Raw genomic sequence first — 17139 nt, 5'->3', positions numbered from 1 at the left:
ACCAGATCCGTTTTCCGTTCCGTTTCCGGTCTGGAATTCGTTTCCGGCTCCCTGTTGGAGCGGGGTTCCGACTTTATCAGAATCATTTCCGCCGATTTACATCGGCTTCTGCGATCCCGGAGTGGGTCGGATGTGCTCCGCGTGAATTCGATTCACTGGGCGAAGCTGGTCAGATACTAGCCGTTGCGCTGGATCCAGTCCAGTTCGTCGCAACCGTTCGAATCTACCTCCCCACTCAGCCCGTGTCAACGGCCTGTGTGGGACGAAGAGAACAGTACCAGGTTCAGGGGGCTCCCCAGGACGACGGCGGGCTCTCCAGGTCCTCCAGCTCAAGGCCCGGGGCCGCCAGCACGACGTCGCCGGCCAGGTGGACGGCGTACTGCTCGCCCGTGTCCAGGGCGCTGACCTGGTACTCGTCCACTTCGAGGGGGCCGTTGTCAGTGGTGTGTGCTGTCCTGGCGACCAAGGCCCACGACTGATCGGTCGTGAGGGGGGCCAGCACGGGGGCAGTGAAGTGGACCAATCGGATCCGCTTCGCTTCCCGGCCGGGCGACAGACGGAGGAGACGGGCGATGGCCACGTAGAACGCGGGGGAGGTGCCGGTGAAGGCGTGCGCGCGGACGTTTCCCTCCGTGGCGTGCTCACCGGTGGGGTCGGTACGGACCCAGGTGACGCCGTCGAGGGCGGCTCCGCGCACCTGCCAGTCGGCACTGCGCATCTGCAGGCGGATGGGGCGGCCGAGGTCGTCGATGGCGAGGTCGACCGAGCCCGCGGGTGCGCCGGACGGGCCGGTGATCTGCGAGACGTAGCGCCAGCCGGAGGGGCCGGTGGCGCAGTGGAAGTGCTCTTCTCCGAGGGGGGAGTGGTCGTGGGGGTCGTGGAGGGAGTAGCGGCCGCGGGGCATGGTGGTGGGGTCCTTGACGGGAAAGGGACAGGCCCCCGCCATGGGGGCGGGGGCCTGTTCTACCAGTTACGGGGGCAGACGCTCCGGCAGGCGCTCGCGCGCGTGGCGGCACGCCTGCTGATGTCAGTAGCGGTAGTGGTCGGGCTTGTACGGGCCCTCGACCGGAACGCCGATGTACTCGGCCTGCTCGGGGCGCAGCGTCGTCAGCTTCACGCCGAGGGAGTCGAGGTGGAGGCGGGCGACCTTCTCGTCCAGGTACTTGGGCAGGACGTAGACGTCGGTCGGGTACGACTCGGGCTTGGTGAAGAGCTCGATCTGGGCCAGGGTCTGGTCCGCGAACGAGTTGGACATGACGAAGGACGGGTGACCGGTGGCGTTGCCCAGGTTGAGGAGCCGGCCCTCGGACAGCACGATGAGGACCTTGCCGTCGGGGAAGGTCCAGGTGTGGACCTGCGGCTTGACCTCGTCCTTGACGATGCCGGGGATCTTCGCCAGGCCGGCCATGTCGATCTCGTTGTCGAAGTGGCCGATGTTGCCGACGATGGCCTGGTGCTTCATCTTGGCCATGTCCGCGGCCATGATGATGTCCCGGTTGCCGGTGGTCGTGATGAAGATGTCGGCGATCTCGACGACCTCGTCCAGGGTGGTGACCTGGTAGCCGTCCATCGCGGCCTGCAGCGCGTTGATCGGGTCGATCTCGGTGACGATGACGCGGGCGCCCTGGCCGCGCAGGGACTCGGCGCAGCCCTTGCCGACGTCGCCGTAGCCGCAGACGACGGCGACCTTGCCGCCGATGAGGACGTCGGTGGCGCGGTTGATGCCGTCGATGAGGGAGTGACGGCAGCCGTACTTGTTGTCGAACTTCGACTTGGTCACCGCGTCGTTCACGTTGATCGCGGGGAAGAGCAGCGTGCCGGCCTGCTGCATCTCGTAGAGGCGGTGGACGCCCGTGGTCGTCTCCTCGGTGACGCCGCGGATCTCGGACGCCAGCTGGGTCCACTTCTGCGGGTTCTCGGAGAGGGTGCGGTTGAGCAGGCCGAGGATCTGGGCGTACTCCTCGCTGTCCGCGGTGGCCGGGTCCGGGGCGGCGCCCGCCTTCTCGAACTCGACGCCCTTGTGGACGAGGAGGGTGGCGTCACCACCGTCGTCGAGGATCATGTTCGGGCCGCCGGTGGGGGTGCCGGGCCAGGTCAGGGCCTGCTCCGTGCACCACCAGTACTCCTCCAGCGTCTCGCCCTTCCAGGCGAAGACGGGGACACCCTGCGGGTCCTCGGGAGTGCCGTTCGGGCCGACCGCGACGGCGGCGGCGGCGTGGTCCTGGGTGGAGAAGATGTTGCAGGACGCCCAGCGCACCTGCGCGCCGAGCGCCACGAGCGTCTCGATGAGCACCGCCGTCTGCACCGTCATGTGCAGCGAGCCGGTGATGCGGGCGCCGGCCAGCGGCTGCGCCTCTGCGTACTCCTTGCGGATCGCCATCAGGCCGGGCATCTCGTGCTCGGCGAGGGTGATCTCCTTACGACCGAAGGCCGCCAGCGACAGGTCCGCGACCTTGAAGTCCTGACCGGTGGTGGTGGTAGTCATACGGGCTGCTCCTCCAGAGGGGGCGAGCGGGCGTTGGGCACGGCTGTGCACGCGGTCGGGCCCAGCGTGGGCACATTCCGGCTGCACGCTGTATGCCTGGCCGCAGCGCAGTCCGTCGGAGGCCCTCTCTCCCTCGGCCGGCCCGACGTGCGGGCCGCCCGACCGCCATCAGCAGCGACGTCTGGCTCTGGCACGAATCTACACCGGGGGCGGTGGCGGGCCCCAGCCCCCTTTCGACAAGTTGTGGACTCGCCACGTCCCACCTGTCCGTTGGGGGACCGGGTGTTGCAGGATGCGGTCAGCCCGAGTTGTGAGGAGCTCCGTGTGACGCCGTCCGCCGATCCCCCCGCCTCCCCGACGCCGAGCGGAGGGCGGCTCAGACTGCTCGCGGTGACCGCCTGTCCGACGGGCATCGCCCACACCTATATGGCGGCCGAGAAGCTGCAGCAGGCGGCGGAGGCGCTCGGGCACGAGATCAAGGTGGAGACGCAGGGCTCGATCGGTGCGGAGAACGTGCTGACGGACAACGATGTCGGTGCCGCGGACGGGGTCATCGTGGCCGCCGACAAGGACGTCGACCTCAGCCGCTTCGCGGGCAAGCGGGTGCTGGTGGTGGGGGTGGCCGAGGGCATTCACCGCGCCGGGGAGCTGATCGAGCGGGTGCGTGCGGCGCCCCTGTACGAACCGGGTGGCGGGCCGGGCGGAGCCGGCTCGGGGGACGTCCCGGGAGCGGTGGCCGGCGGTGGAGGCGGTCGGGGAGGCCGGGGGGTGGTGTACAAGGCGCTGATGAACGGCGTCTCGTACATGATCCCGTTCGTGGTCGTGGGTGGTCTGCTGATCGCGGTGTCGCTGGCGCTGGGGGGTGAGCCCCGGCCGGACGGCGGATTGGTGATCCCGGACGGCTCGTTCTGGAAGCACGTCTTCGACATCGGCGACATCGGTTTCAAGCTGATGATCCCGGTCCTGTCGGGCTACATCGCGTACGCGATCGCCGACCGGCCCGCGCTCGTGCCCGGCATGATCGGGGGCTGGATCGCCAACACGGGTGCGCTGTACGACTCCTCGTCGGGCGCGGGCTTCATCGGGGCGATCGCGACGGGCTTCCTGGCCGGCTACGTCGTGCTGTGGATCAAGAGGGTTCCGGTCCCCCGGTTCGTCCGGCCGGTCATGCCGGTGATCGTGATCCCGGTCCTGGCGACGACGGTCGTGGGCCTGTTCTTCATCTACGTGCTGGGCCGGCCGATTTCCTGGCTCTTCGAGCACCTCACCACCTGGCTCGGCAGCCTGAGCGGGGCGAGCGCGGCGGTGCTCGGCATCGTGCTCGGCCTCATGATCGCGTTCGACATGGGTGGCCCGGTGAACAAGACGGCCTTCCTGTTCGGGGCCGGGCTGGTCTCGCGGAACCCGGAGGTCATGGGCATGTGCGCGGCCGCCATTCCGGTTCCGCCGCTCGGGCAGGGGCTGGCCACGTTGCTGCGGCGCCGGCTGTTCGACGAGCAGGAGCGGGAAACGGGGCTGGCCGCGCTGTTCATGGGCTTCTTCGGCATCACCGAGGGGGCGATCCCGTTCGCCGCCGCGCGTCCGGCCCGGGTGATCCCGGCGAACATGCTGGGCGGTGCGGTGGCCGGGGCGATCGCGGGGCTCGCCGGGGTCACGGACAGCGTGCCGCACGGTGGGCCGATCGTGGCCGTGCTCGGGGCGGTGGGCGAAGTGCCGATGTTTGTCATCGCGATCGTGGTGGGGGCCGTGGTGACGGCTTTGACGACCGTCACGCTCATGGCGTGGCGTGCACCGAGGGCCGAGCAGGGCTTGCCGCCGGGTGCGGTCGTCGATACGGCCGGCCCGGCCGGCCCGCATGCCGACGGGTCGCTGACCGGGCCGGGACCGGGGCGGGCGGGGGTCGGCGGGGCGCCCGAAGTGCTGTCCGGCTACCTCACCGAGGCAACGGTGCGGCAGGAGCTCGCGGCGGAGCGGAAGGACGCCGCCATCCGGGAGATGGCCGGACTCCTCGCGACGAGCGGCAAGGTGCGGGACGTGGACGCACTCGTGGCAGCGGCCCTCGCCCGCGAGGGGCTGGGGACGACCGGGCTCGGGGAGGAGATCGCGGTGCCGCACGCGAAGACGGACGCGGTCACGGCGCCTGTCGTCGGGTTCGCCCGGTCGCGGGAGGGCATCGAGTGGGGGGCGCTCGACGGGAGCCCGGCACGGCTCATCTTCATGATCGCCGTGCCGGAGGAGGCGGCCGGGGACGAGCATCTGCGGATCCTGGCGCTGTTGGCGCGGAAGTTGCTCGACGCCGGCTTCCGGGAGCGGTTGTCGGCGGCGTCGGGGACGGATGCCGTGATGACGGTGCTCGCGGAGATCCGGTAGCAGCGGCCGGACCGGCGGCCGATTGGCGATCGCCGGCGGTTGGGCGGGCGCGTCCCCGGGCGGCCGCCCGCCCCCGCGCCCGGTTACTTGCCCGTGCCGCCCGGGGTCGCCGTCGGGTCTTCGCCTGCCGCTGCCGCCTTCTCGTCGTAGATGTCCGGCTCCAGGTAAATGACCCTTGCGATCGGGACCGCCTCGCGGATGCGGGCCTCCGCCGCGTCGATGGCCCGGGCCACCTGGGCGGCGGTGTCCTCGCCGCGTACTGCGATCTTGGCGGCCACCAGGAGCTCCTCGGGGCCCAGGTGCAGCGTGCGCATGTGGATGACGGAGGTGACCGACTCGCCGTCGACGGCCGCCGCGCGGATCCTGGCGACCTGCTCCGGGCCCGCGGCCTCGCCGAGCAGCAGGGACTTGGTCTCCGCGGCCAGGACGAGCGCGATGAGGACGAGCAGTGCGCCGATGCACATCGTGCCGATGCCGTCCCAGATGCCGTCGCCGGTGGCGAGCGTCAGGCCGACGCCGCCGAGGGCGAGGACGAGGCCGACCAGGGCGCCGAAGTCCTCCAGCAGGACGACGGGCAGCTCGGGGGCCTTCGCCGTGCGGATGAAGGAGCCCCAGCTCTGCTTGCCCCGCAGCTCGTTCGATTCCTGGATGGCCGTGCGGAACGAGAAGCCCTCGGCGATGATCGCGAAGACGAGGACTCCGACCGGCCAGAACCAGTTGTCGAGCTCGTGCGGCTCCTTGATCTTCTCGTAGCCCTCGTAGAGCGCGAAGACACCACCGATGGTGAAGAGCACGATGGAGACGAGGAAGCCGTAGATGTAGCGCTCGCGGCCGTAGCCGAAGGGGTGTTCCTCGCTGGCCTTCTTCTGGGCCTTCTTGCCGCCGAGCAGCAGCAGTGCCTGGTTGCCGGAGTCGGCGACCGAGTGCACGCCCTCCGCGAGCATCGACGACGAGCCGCTGAACGCGAACGCGACGAACTTCGCGGCCGCGATGGCCAGGTTGGCGCCCAGCGCGGCGACGATGGCCTTGGTTCCGCCTGATGCACTCATGGGTGCGGGATGTCCCTTCCGCCACTGCGGCAGCTTTGCTATTCCTTTACGGGGTTACGGCCGGTCATTGTCGCAGTCGCCGCGCCGGAGCGCTCGTCAGGAGGCCACCGTGGCGCGGAAGACCGCCCCCTCGCCGCCGAGCTCCACCCGCTCCCCCGCCCGGACGAAGGCGGACTCGCCCTGCGCCAGGGGCAGTTCCTTGCCGTCGGCGCCGCGCAGCAGCGCCGTGCCGGCGGTGCACAGGAGGATCTGGGCGGTACGGGCGTCGAGGGCGTGGGACGGCGAACCGGCGGCGAGCGCGTACCGGGAGAGGCGGAACTCCTCCGCGGGCGTCTCGTACACCTCCGCCCCGTCGACCTCGGCCTCCGGGCGGAGCACGGCGGGCGTCGTCGCCTCGAAGCGGACCACCCTCAGCAGCTCGGGGACGTCGACGTGCTTGGGGGTCAGGCCGCAGCGCAGCACGTTGTCGGAGTTGGCCATGAGTTCCACGCCGAGACCTTCGAGGTAGGCGTGCGGGACTCCGGCACCGAGGTAGAGGGCCTCGCCGGGCTGGAGGCGGATGTGGTTGAGGAGCATGGCGGCGATGACGCCGGGGTCGCCGGGGTAGTGGCGGGCGACGGAGGCGTACGCGGCGTACGCGGCGCGGTGGGTGCCGTCCTGGCCGGCGAGTCGCTCGGCGGCCGTCGCGGCCAGGCCGACGGTCTCGGCCATGGCCGTCCGCTCGGCGCTGAGCACGGCGGTGAGCACCTCGCGCAGGGCGGCGCTCTCCGGGTGGGCGTGCAGGAGGTCGACGTAGGGCTTGAGGGAGTCGACGTCCAGGGCGGCGAGCAGCTCGGCGGTGGCGTCGGGGGCGCGGAAGCCGCACAGGCCGTCGAAGTGCGTCAGGGCGCAGATCAGCTCGGGCTTGTGGCTGGTGTCCTTGTAGTTGCGGTGCGGGGCGTCGATCGGGACGCCGCGCGCCTCCTCGGCGGCGAAGCCGGCCCTGGCCTGGTCGAGGTCGGGATGGACCTGCAGCGACAGTGGGTCGGCGGCGGCCAGGATCTTGAACAGGAACGGCAGCCGGGGGCCGAAGCGCTGGACGGCTTCGGCGCCGAGCTCGCCCTCGGGGTCGGCCGCGATGGCTTCGCCGAGCGGGACGGGGCCGCTGCCGCGGTCGATGCGGGACGGGGCACCGGGGTGGGCGCCCATCCAGAGTTCGGCCTGGGGTTCGCCGGTGGGCGGGGTGCCGAGCAGCTCGGGGATCGCGGTGGTGGAGCCCCAGGCGTAGGGGCGCACGGTGGTGACGAGGCGGTCCATGGGGCGGTTCCTGACTGTTGTGCGAAGACTCGGCTCGTGTGCTGCTGAGCGGGGTGCGGGGCACCGGGCCGGCGCCGCCCGTGCGGGGTGGTGCCGCCGCGCCGGCTGCCGCGGCGGGCCTACGGGCTGGACGCGAGCGCCAGGTACACGGCGGCGAAGTCCGTGACGGCCAGGAGCTCGGCCACCGTCTCCAGCGGGCTGCTGTCCGCCGTGGCCTCCAGCTCGCTGACGGGCGTGTCGCGGTGCAGGGCCAGCTCGCGGGCGGCGGGGGCGGGCGAGGTGACGGCGGGTTCCCGTTCGCGGAGGAGGACCACCCGGGCGTGCAGTGCCTCGGGCTCCTCGACGCGGTCGCGGAAGAAGTCCTCCGGATCGGCGCCGGCGGCGAAGGCCCCGGCGAGGAGGGTGCCGTGGGCGGTGAGCGCCTCGGGGAGCTCGGCGGCCAGGGCGGGGCGTCCGGCGAGGGCGGCGAGCACCCGCGCGAAGCGCCGGCCGGCCGCGGCGGCGAGCTCGCCTTCCGTCCAGATCAGCGGGAGGGTGTCCGCCAGCTCGGCCGCCAGGGTCTTGGCGGGGTTGCTGTAGGTGGCGATGGCCGGGCCGCAGCGCTCGGCGATGCCGTCGAGGCGGTCGGCGAGCGCTTCGAGGGCCGCCGGCGGGGCGGTGAGCAGGCCGATACGGTCGGCGAGGGCCAGCAGCGGGGTGAACAGCGACCAGAGCGTGCCGGGGCCGGTGGGCAGGACGGGGTCGCCGGCGTCGCCCAGCATGCCGCCGGTCTCGCCGCCCGCCATGGCCGCCTCGTACGGGGTGGTGGTCAGCGGGACCGCCAGGCCGCGGGCCTGGACGGTGGCCTCGGCGAGCGGGGAGCCGGCCGGGGTGACGCAGACGACGGAGCAGCCCCGCCGGTATGCCTGTTCGAGGAGGAGGGCGAGGCCCGGCTCCGTGCCGTCGGGGCTGACGACGAGCAGCAGGTCGAGGGGGCCCGTCCAGCCGGGGAGCGTCCACCGCAGGGCGCCGGGGGCGGGGGCCACGCCGGCGGGGCGGATCAGGGTGACGGGGCAGCTGTCACCGGTGAGGGCGGCGAGCAGGTCGGCCGTCGAGCCGCCTGCCGGGCCCGGACCGGCGACGAGGACGGCGCGCGGGCGGCCGTCCGGCTGCAGGGAGCCGACGCCGGCCTCGGCCGCGTTCCGCACGGCCGTACGGACCCGGGCGCCGGATTCGGCGGCGCCCCGCAGCAGGCCGTGCAGGTCGGCTCGGGAGAGGCCGTCGGGGTTGTCGAGGAGGGACTCGTCGAACACCGTGGATCAGTCTCCGATCGCCGTGGGTACGGGGGCCTTGCCGGCAGCGGTGCGGGTCAGGCGGGGCGGCGTGCCTCGTCGACGAGGAGGACCGGGATGCCGTCACGGACGGGGTAGGCCAGGCCGCAGCTCTGGCTCTCGCACAGCAGCTCGGGGGTCTCCTCGGAGGCCGTCTCCTCGCGGAGGGGGGCGTGGCACGCCGGGCAGGCGAGGATCTCCAGGAGGCCGGCTTCGAGTGCCATGGGGTTCCCTTCGGGGTGGGCGGGTCTTGGGATCAGCGTAGCCCTTCGGCGGGCCGCACCGGCGTCGGACCTGCGGCCGGCGTCGCGGTTCGGCGACGCCGGAGCGGGTGCGGAGGGGCGGTGCGGAGGGGGTGGTTCCGTCGCCGCCCCCTCCCCCGGGTCGTAGCCGGGCGGATCACGCCCGGACGATGGCCAGGACCTCGTCCCTCACCCTGGCCACCGTGGCCTCGTCCCGTGCCTCGACGTTCAGGCGGAGGAGGGGCTCGGTGTTGGAGGCGCGGAGGTTGAACCACCAGTCGGCGGTGGTGACCGTCAGGCCGTCGAGCTCGTCCAGCTCGGCGCCGTCGAGGCCCTCGTAGGCGGCCCGGACGGCGGCGGCGCGACCGGCCTGGTCGGCGACGGTGCTGTTGATCTCGCCGGAGGCGGCGTAGCGGTCGTACTGCCTGACGAGCTCGGACAGGGGGGCGGGCTGGCCGCCGAGCGCCGCGAGGACGTGGAGGGCGGCGAGCATGCCGGTGTCGGCGTTCCAGAAGTCGCGGAAATAGTAGTGCGCGGAGTGCTCGCCGCCGAAGATCGCGCCGCTGCTGGCCATCTCCTGCTTGATGAAGGAGTGCCCCACGCGGGTGCGGACGGCCCGGCCGCCGTTCTCCGCGACGACCTCGGGCACCGACCAGGACGTGATCAGGTTGTGGATGATCGTGCCGCCGGGGTGCTTGGCCAGCTCGCGGGCGGCGACCAGGGCGGTGATCGCGGACGGCGGGACGGGCTCGCCGCGCTCGTCGACGACGAAGCAGCGGTCGGCGTCGCCGTCGAAGGCGAGGCCGATGTCGGCCTGGGTCTCGCGGACCTTGGCCTGCAGGTCGACGATGTTCTTGGGGTCGAGGGGGTTGGCCTCGTGGTGGGGGAAGGTGCCGTCCAGCTCGAAGTACATGGGGACGAGGTCGACGGGCAGTCCGTCGAGGACGCTGGGGACGGTGTGGCCGCCCATGCCGTTGCCCGCGTCCACGACGACCTTCAGGGGGCGGATCCGGCCGAGGTCGACCAGGGAGCGCAGGTGCGCCGCGTAGTCGGCGAGGACGTCGCGCCGGCTGATGGTGCCGGGCGTCCCGACGGGCTCAGGGGCACCGGTGTCGGACCACTGCTCGACGAGCGCGCGGATGTCGGCGAGGCCGGTGTCCTGGCCGACGGGTGCGGCGCCGGCGCGGCAGAGCTTGATGCCGTTGTACTGCGCGGGGTTGTGGCTGGCGGTGAACATGGCGCCGGGGAGGTCCAGTTGGCCGCTGGCGAAGTAGAGCTCGTCGGTGGAGCAGAGGCCGATCTCGGTGACGTCCACGCCGCGGGAGGCGGCGCCGCGGGCGAAGGCGCGGGAGAGGCCGGGCGAGGAGGGGCGCATGTCGTGGCCGGTGACGATGGCGGTGGCGCCGGTCACCTGGGCGAAGGCGGCGCCGAACAGCTCGGCCAGCGAGGCGTCCCACTGGTCGGGCACCACGCCGCGCACGTCGTACGCCTTAACGATTTGCGACAGATCAGCCACAGCCAACCCCTCCTGAGTCCGATTCGGGACAACAAACCTACCTGCCGGGACCGGCGGTCCGGTCGGTGCAGGCGTCGGCCCGGTCGGTGCGGACGGTCGGCGTCCGGGACGGGACGTCAGGAGTCGGGCGAGCGCAGGACCCTGAGGTGGCCTCGGCGGGCGACCTCCATCGGGTCGGCGCTGCGGCCGGTGGAGGCGATGGCGCCCGGACCGGCGCCCGGACCTGCCGCGCGCTCCTGCGGGCGGGCCGCCTCGCGCACGGCGTTGGCCAGGGCTTCGAGGTCGTCGCCGCTGGGCCGGGCGGGGCCGGTGTCGACGGCGAGACGGACGACGTCCCAGCCGCGCGGCGCGGTCAGCCGCTCGGAGTGCTCGGCGCACAGGTCGTAGCAGTGGGGTTCGGCATAGGTGGCGAGCGGGCCGAGAACGGCGGTCGAATCGGCGTAGACGTACGTCAGCGTCGCGACGGCCGGGCGGCCGCATGCGGTGCGCGAACAGCGACGTACAGGGCTCACGAGGTTGGACGGTACCGCACTCTTGAGCGGGCCGCGACGACTCACCCCCGGCTCACCCCTCCGTGTCGTCCCGGTTCGTCCGGTGGACGCCGTTTGCCGAAGGCCCTGGTCGACCTGGGATGCCGCGGGAAGGAGGGCGTCCCGCGGTGCGGGAAACTGTCATCAGCAGGTGCACATAGTGTCATTCGGGATGAGTTCGACGGTCCCGGACGTGGCTCCAATTGATCGCATAGATGGCCGGAACGCTCAGCATGCGACATGCGCCGAGATGCGCAGCTACCGCGTGCGTACGGCCGGCCGGCGGATACCCTCGGGTGTGATGGACAGCCCCGTACCTCCCCCAGCCGACGCCGGGGGTGCCTCCGGTCCGAGCGGACCGCGACCGCGCCGCCGCGACCGCCACGGACGCGGCATGCGCGGCCCCATCGCACCCCCGCAGGTGCCGCTGTCCGTGAGCCGGGCGGAAGCCTTCGTCGACTTGGTCCAGGACTCGGCGGAGCGGCTGGAGCGGCGCTGGCCGCAACTGGCGTCCGTCGACTTCCTGGTGCACGAGGTGCCGGTGCCGCCCGCCGGTGCCGGGGCGGCGGACGCCGCCCTGGAGGCGCTGCTCGACGGCGAGAGCGTGCCGCTGGGCCGGTACCTCGCGGCGCACGGCGACACGCCCGACCGGATCGTCGTCTACCGCCGTCCGGTGGAAATCCGCACGAAGACCCGGGACGAGCGGGCGCTGCTCGTGCACGAGGTCGTGGTCGAGCAGGTCGCCGAGCTCCTCGGGCTCGCCCCCGAGTCGGTCGACCCGCGCTACGGACAGGACTGAGCCCGCCCGGGCACCCGTCCCGTGGCGCGTGCCGGTCGTTCCGTCGTTCAGTCGTTCAGCAGCGACAGGTCCTGTTCGGCCTCCGGGACCGCCACCGTCGAGCGGTCGTCCGGCACCGGCTGGATCGTGAACATCGGCACGCCGTCCTTCGGCAGGGCCAGCATCCGCGAGGCGTGCACCGGCCCGCCGGACACCTTCTCGACGGTCAGGGCGTACGCGCCCTTGCCGCCGTCCGGCTGCGGGGGCTCGACGGACAGCGTGGTGCCGGCCTTGACGGTGTAGGTCCTGCTGACCGGGCGTCCGCCCTCGCTGCCCGCCGAGGCCGTCACCTTGACCTGGGCGTCTTTGCCGGGGGCGACCAGGGCCAGCGTGGCGGCCTTGGGACGGTTGTCGGCCACCGTGCCGCGTTCGAGGACGGCCGGGGTGGCGGGGATGAACGCCGTCTCCTGCTTGTCGTCCTTGCCGCGCGTCACACGCAGCGCGGCGACCACCGGCGCGCTGCCGCGCTCGGCGGTCAGCAGCAGTGAGCCCGCCTCGCCCTTCGTGAGGTCCCCCAGGTCCACGGCCGTCGTCATGCCGCTCCTGACGTGCAGCGACTCGTGCCCGGCCGGGCTGATCGAACCGTTCGGCCCGGCCAGCCGCAGCTTCACGTCGGCGTCGTCCGTTCCCGGCGCGAAGGCGACGAGCCGGACGGACGTGGCGTCGGCCGGAATGCCGGGCAGGACCACGCTCGGCGACCCGTCGGCGGAGGCCGGCAGCCAGTCGCCGCCCGTCTTCTCGTCCGACGCCTGCACCGCGGCCCCCACCCGGCCGGAGCGGGCCGCCACGTGCAGGGTGAGGTTCTCGTCCGTCACGTCGGTGAGCGTGGACAGCAGAACGGGGACGGTGGACCGCGGTGGGACGTTGACGCCCTCCCCGGTGGCGGACTTGACCTTGCCGTCCTTGCCGTACAGCTCCAGGTCGACGACGGCCGCCGTGCTGTCGGGGTTGGTCAGGTGGACGTAGTCCTGACGGCCCTTGGCGGTGCTCGCGGCGGGGAACCAGAAGGACGTGTCGGGTGCCGTGCACGTCAGCCCGTGCAGTCCGCGGCCGCTGCCGGCGGCGACGGCGGTGGTCTGCTGGACGGTCCAGCCCGGTGCGAGCGGACCGTCGGCGGTGCCGATGAGGGCGGGGGCGTCGGAGCGTTGCGTGCCCGCGGTGACGGGCCGGCCCGGCTCCTTCAGGGAGAGCACGGGCTTGTCCGGGGCCTGCTTCTCACCGCTTGCGCCCTTGTCCTTCTGCGCGTCCTTCCGGGCTGCTGCGTCCTTGGCGCCCTTGCTGTCCTTCGCGTCCTTGGCGTCGTCCTTCGTGGCCGGCGTCCGGGCCGGGCCCGCCGCCGGCAGCAGGTCCGCTGCGGACGTCCGCCCTCCGCCGCCCTTCCCGGGCGGAGTGAAGGCGGTGTACGTGGTGTCGCCCACCTCCGAGGAGGTGGGCGCCGGGCAGAGCAGCGTGGAGCGCTGCACCGGCATGCGGGCGGCGGTCGTCCGCGTCCCGGTGTCGTCCCCGTCGGAGGGCGGGTTGAGCGCGGCCACGCCCGTGACGACGGCGAGGGAGGCCGTGACGGCGAAGAGGGAGAGGGTGGTGCGCTTCACTGCTGGTCGCTCCCGCCGCGGTAGGGCTGCTGCTGTCCGTAGCCGTACGGGTCGTGCGCGCCGTCGCCGTACGGGCCGGGGTACTGCGCCTGCTGACCGTACGGACCCTCGTGCGGCTGTCGGCCGTAGGCACCGTCGTGTCCGGTGGTGGCACCGGTGGCGTGGCCGTCTTCCTGGTACGGCTGCTCCGCGTACGTCTGCTGCCCGTAGCCGCCGTAGCCCTGCTCCCAGTCGGCGTACGGCTGCTGGTGCGGCACGGCGGCGTAGGGGTCGGCGTCGGCGACGGGCGGCTGCTCGTACGGGACGTACGGGCCCTCGTCGGAAGCCGGGGCCGCCTGCTCCGGAACGGCGGCCGTGGTGGCGCCCGCGGCCGCGGTGCCCTCCGCCGCGGCCCGCAGCCGGCGGGCGCGACGGCCTTCGCCGGAGGCGGCCTGCGCCGGGACGGCGACCGCGGCGACGGCCTCGGCACCGCCTTCCGGCAGATCGTCGTCGACCTGGCGCCGACGGCCCGGCAGCGCGAGGACGACCAGCACGAGGGCCAGCAGCCCCTGCGCCCACACCCACGCGGTCCGGGTGCCCGGCGTCTCGTACGTCAGGGACAGCTTTCCGCCCTGCGCGGGCAGCGTGAAGCCCTGGGCCCAGCCGTCGACGGTGACGCGGGCGAGGGAACGGCCGTCGAGGGTGGCCCGCCAGCCGGGCGCGGCCTTGTCGGCGAGCCGCAGGACGCGGTCGCCGGAGCCGGCCGGGAGGGTGGCGTGCGCGGCGACGGGCCCGGCGGCGACCGGCACGGGCGCGCTGCGCAGGCTGCCGTCCGGCTGCCGCGCTCCGCTGACGATCGTGACGCGGGCGACCTGCCGGTCGACCCGCCACAGCGCGCGGTGGTCCTCCTGGCTCAGGCGCGTCAGGCCGGGCGTGGCGTCCAGGACGCGGGCCGTCTGCCGGGGTGCGCTGTCCTGCAGGAGGACGTAGCCGACGGCGTAGTCGGCGAGGCGGCTCGCCTGGTCGGCGCCGGAACCGGCGACGAGGTGGGCGACCACGGCGCCCAGCCGCTCGTCGCGCCCCGCGGCGGCGGCCGGCTCGGCGTCGCCCAGCCGGGCTCCCGCGCCGCGCACGAGGGTGTAGGCGACCCGGCCGCCGTCGCCGCCCAGCATCAGGGTGCGGGCCTGGTCGCGGGTGCCGGCCTCCTCGGCGACGAACGCCGGGACCTGCACCGGGTCGCGGCGCTCCAGCGGCCCGGCGGCGCCCCCGGCCGTCCAGGCGACGGCGGCGACGAGGGGGGCGGCCCCGGCGGCCAGGGCGATCACGCCCGCCACGGGCTGCCGCCAGCCGAAGTTCTGGGCCGCGACGCGCTCGCGGGCGCCTTCGGCGCCGATCGCGGCGGCCGCGATCAGGGCGAGCCCCTGGACGAGGGTCGCGGGGCCCGTCCAGGCCGAGCCGTTGACCAGTGCCGCGCAGAGCAGCCCGGCCAGGGCCGCCGCCCAGGCCGCGCGCACGGCGCGCGTGCGGTCCGCGCGCAGCAGGGCGGCCAGCGCGGCCAGGACGACGCCGGTCAGCAGCAGCGCCCCGGCGGTCCGGGGGCCGCCGGGGTCGCCCGTGAGCAGCTGCAGCGGGGAGGCCGGCGCGTGCTCGTAGGTCAGGCCGGCCTCGGCGAGGAAGCGGGAGGGGTGGGCGAACAGCCCGAGGGACCAGGGCGCGAGCACGACGACCGGCGTGGCGGCGACCGCGAGCAGGCGCGGCCCGTGCACGGTCGCCGCCCGGGCCGCGCCGCCGCGCACGCAGTGCAGGACGAACGCACCGAGGCCCAGCAGCACGGCCACCGGCCAGACGACGGGCGTGAAGGCCGTGGTGACCGTCAGCAGCAGGGCGTAGGACCAGCAGGCCCGCCACGAGGGCCGCGCGTCCGGGGTGCCGAGGCCCGTGGCCGTCACGGCCGCCCGCGCCATGAGCGGCAGCAGGACGGCGAGGACGGCGGTGCCCAGCCGGCCGGTGGCCAGCGCGCCGGTGACGGCCGGCAGGAAGGCGTACGCGACGCTCGCCCAGGCCCGCAGCGGGCGGGAGGCGACGAGCGGGCGGGAGGCCACGTAGGCGCTCAGGCCGGCCAGCGGCACGGAGCAGACCAGCAGCAGGGTGAGCGTGAAGCCCGTGGAACCGAGGAAGAGGGTGGCCAGTGCCGCGAGGACGGCCAGGTAGGGGGGCGCGCCTTCGGTGCTGCCCGTGCCGACCGGGTGCCAGCCGTCGCCGTAGGCGGCCCACAGGGCGGAGACGTGGTCGGGGACGGGCAGCAGGGCGCCGCCGGAGAGGGAGCCGCCGCCGAACAGGCCGCGGCAGGCGGCGGCCGAGACGAGCAGCAGGAGGGTGAAGAGGACGGGGGCCGGTCTGCGCACGATGCGTCTCAGCCGGGCGAACTGCTCGACCTCCAGGTAGTCCGCGTCGTCCCCGCCGGGGCCGGACTCGACGGCTCCGTGCCGCCCGGCGGTGGAGTGGGAGTCGTCCGCCCGGCCGCCGAGGTCGGCGGCGAGCTGTTCGACGGTGGCGCGCACGGTGGCGCCGGGGGGCGGGAAGAGGGGCCGCAGTTCGTCCGGTGCGCTGCGGGGCTCGCCGCGCCGCTTGCGCGCGGCCCGGATGCGCCCGGGGCGCAGCAGGACGCCCACCAGGCCGGAGACCTCGTCGAGCGCCTGTCCGGGCGCCTTGCCGACGAGGTAGCCGAGGGTGCGCAGCAGGGTGCTCAGGACGATCCGGAACAGGACGTACGGCAGGAGTGCGCCGCGCGTGTTGGCGAGGAGGGTGTGGACGGCTCCGGCCTTGTCCACGCGGTGGGGTCCCACGGGCTTGCGGCCCGCGCAGTCGACGGGGCGCCGTTCGCGGGCAGCGGCCTCGGCGTGGCGCAGGACGGCCTCGGGGGCGACGAGGACGCGGTGGCCGGCGGCGTGGGCGCGCCAGCACAGGTCGACGTCGTCGCGCATGAGCGGCAGGCGGGTGTCGAAGCCGCCCAGTTCCTCCCACACGTCGCGGCGGATGAGCATGCCGGCGGTGGAGACGGCCAGGACGGGCCGCACCTGGTCGTGCTGGCCCTGGTCCTGTTCGCGGCGTTCCAGGCCGGTCCAGCGGCGGCCGCTGCGGGCGATGGAGACGCCGACTTCCAGCAGCTGCCTGCGGTCGTACCAGCTGCGCAGCTTGGGTCCGATGACGGCGGCGTCGCGGCCTGCGGTGATCTCCGCGTCGGCGACGCGCAGCAGTTCGTGGAGGGCGCTCGGCTCGGGGGCGCAGTCGTCGTGGAGGAGCCACAGCCACTGCACGGGTTCGAGGTCGGTGTGGCCCTGGGAGAAGGCGGCGCCCTGGGCGTCCTCGGTCCAGGTGCGGCCGACGGGGTCCCATCCGCTGGAGCGCCTCAGGTACGGCAGGTCGTCCGCGCTCTGCACGGGTGCGGTGCGGACCGCTTCGGCGACGGCGGTGCCGAAGCCGGCGCGGCGGGCGAGGTGCAGGACGTTGTCGGCGCCGAGGGCGTCGGCGAGCAGCCGCCGCGAGTCGTCGGCGCTGCCGGTGTCGGCGGCGACGGCGTGCTGCACGGGCCGCTCCTGGCCGAGCAGGCCGGAGAGGGCGTCTGGCAGCCAGCGGGCGCCGTCATGGGCGACGAGCACGGCGGTGACGACGTGCCGGGGGAACGCGGGCGGCAGGGCCGGGTCGAGCAACGCGGGGATGGTGGGGTCGAACATGGCAGGTGCGGGCCCCGGTTCAGGAGACTGCAGTGGACGTGTGAGCGACCCGTGGGGCGTCGGCCCGCGAGGGTGTCGGTACGTCTCGGACGGGCCCCCACACTAGTGGCTGCGAACACAGCGGTCCGCCTCTCGCGTGCGGGGCGCGAGAGGCGGACCGTGCGGTATGAAGCGTGCTGCGGGAGTGGGTGGAGCGGA

12 protein-coding genes are annotated in these 17139 nt (G+C 73.8%); 2 read left to right on the top strand and 10 right to left on the bottom strand.

Features of this window, described 5'->3' with window-relative positions; all coding sequences use genetic code 11:
- Positions 1-283 precede the first annotated feature (283 nt).
- Both LE181_RS16140 and ahcY read right to left on the bottom strand, forming a co-directional pair.
- Positions 284-904 (bottom strand): hypothetical protein, encoded by a 621-nt coding sequence (locus tag LE181_RS16140; RefSeq protein WP_225661978.1) that lies wholly within the window; start codon positions 902-904, stop codon positions 284-286.
- A 123-nt stretch (positions 905-1027) separates the two neighbouring features.
- On the bottom strand, positions 1028-2485 hold the full coding sequence (gene ahcY / locus LE181_RS16135; RefSeq protein ID WP_225661977.1) for an adenosylhomocysteinase: 1458 nt from the start codon (positions 2483-2485) through the stop codon (positions 1028-1030).
- Positions 2486-2809: 324 nt separating this feature from the next.
- Between ahcY and LE181_RS16130 the strand changes: the two genes are divergently transcribed.
- On the top strand, positions 2810-4855 hold the full coding sequence (locus LE181_RS16130) for a fructose-specific PTS transporter subunit EIIC (RefSeq protein ID WP_225661976.1): 2046 nt from the start codon (positions 2810-2812) through the stop codon (positions 4853-4855).
- Between the two features lie 83 nt (positions 4856-4938).
- Here the strand turns inward: LE181_RS16130 and LE181_RS16125 are convergent, their stop codons facing one another.
- The 6 genes from LE181_RS16125 to LE181_RS16100 form a co-directional block, all read right to left on the bottom strand.
- Entirely contained in the window at positions 4939-5904 is a 966-nt protein-coding gene (locus LE181_RS16125) for a cation diffusion facilitator family transporter (RefSeq protein ID WP_225661975.1), read from the bottom strand.
- A 96-nt stretch (positions 5905-6000) separates the two neighbouring features.
- Positions 6001-7200: a mannose-6-phosphate isomerase, class I gene (manA, locus tag LE181_RS16120; RefSeq protein ID WP_225661974.1), complete on the bottom strand. Its 1200-nt coding sequence runs from the start codon at positions 7198-7200 to the stop codon at positions 6001-6003.
- Positions 7201-7319: 119 nt separating this feature from the next.
- Entirely contained in the window at positions 7320-8492 is a 1173-nt protein-coding gene (locus tag LE181_RS16115; protein WP_225661973.1) for an SIS domain-containing protein, read from the bottom strand.
- Between the two features lie 56 nt (positions 8493-8548).
- Positions 8549-8734 (bottom strand): Trm112 family protein, encoded by a 186-nt coding sequence (locus LE181_RS16110; protein WP_190112342.1) that lies wholly within the window; start codon positions 8732-8734, stop codon positions 8549-8551.
- Positions 8735-8909: 175 nt separating this feature from the next.
- Complete coding sequence (locus LE181_RS16105) at positions 8910-10268, bottom strand: phosphomannomutase/phosphoglucomutase (protein ID WP_225661972.1); 1359 nt, start codon at positions 10266-10268, stop codon at positions 8910-8912.
- 116 nt (positions 10269-10384) lie between these two features.
- The gene (locus LE181_RS16100; protein WP_225661971.1) at positions 10385-10825 is read right to left on the bottom strand and encodes a DUF3499 domain-containing protein; all 441 of its coding nucleotides are present in this window, start codon (positions 10823-10825) and stop codon (positions 10385-10387) included.
- Between the two features lie 274 nt (positions 10826-11099).
- Here LE181_RS16100 and LE181_RS16095 point away from each other — a divergent pair, with 274 nt between their 5' ends.
- On the top strand, positions 11100-11597 hold the full coding sequence (locus tag LE181_RS16095) for a metallopeptidase family protein (RefSeq protein ID WP_225661970.1): 498 nt from the start codon (positions 11100-11102) through the stop codon (positions 11595-11597).
- Positions 11598-11644: 47 nt separating this feature from the next.
- On the opposite strand, the gene LE181_RS16090 is transcribed toward LE181_RS16095, so the two are convergent.
- A complete protein-coding gene (locus LE181_RS16090; protein WP_225661969.1) occupies positions 11645-13228 on the bottom strand; it encodes a DUF5719 family protein in 1584 nt (527 codons plus the stop codon).
- A complete protein-coding gene (locus LE181_RS16085) occupies positions 13225-16941 on the bottom strand; it encodes a glycosyltransferase family 2 protein (RefSeq protein ID WP_225661968.1) in 3717 nt (1238 codons plus the stop codon). The genes LE181_RS16090 and LE181_RS16085 overlap by 4 nt, the downstream gene beginning before the upstream one ends.
- Positions 16942-17139 lie beyond the last annotated feature (198 nt).

Origin of the sequence: Streptomyces sichuanensis, from assembly GCF_020328095.1 — a bacterium.
GTDB lineage: Bacteria > Actinomycetota > Actinomycetes > Streptomycetales > Streptomycetaceae > Streptomyces > Streptomyces cinnamoneus.
The sequence above is the reverse complement of the archived record's forward strand: the minus strand, read 5'-3'. Positions and strand labels throughout refer to the sequence as shown.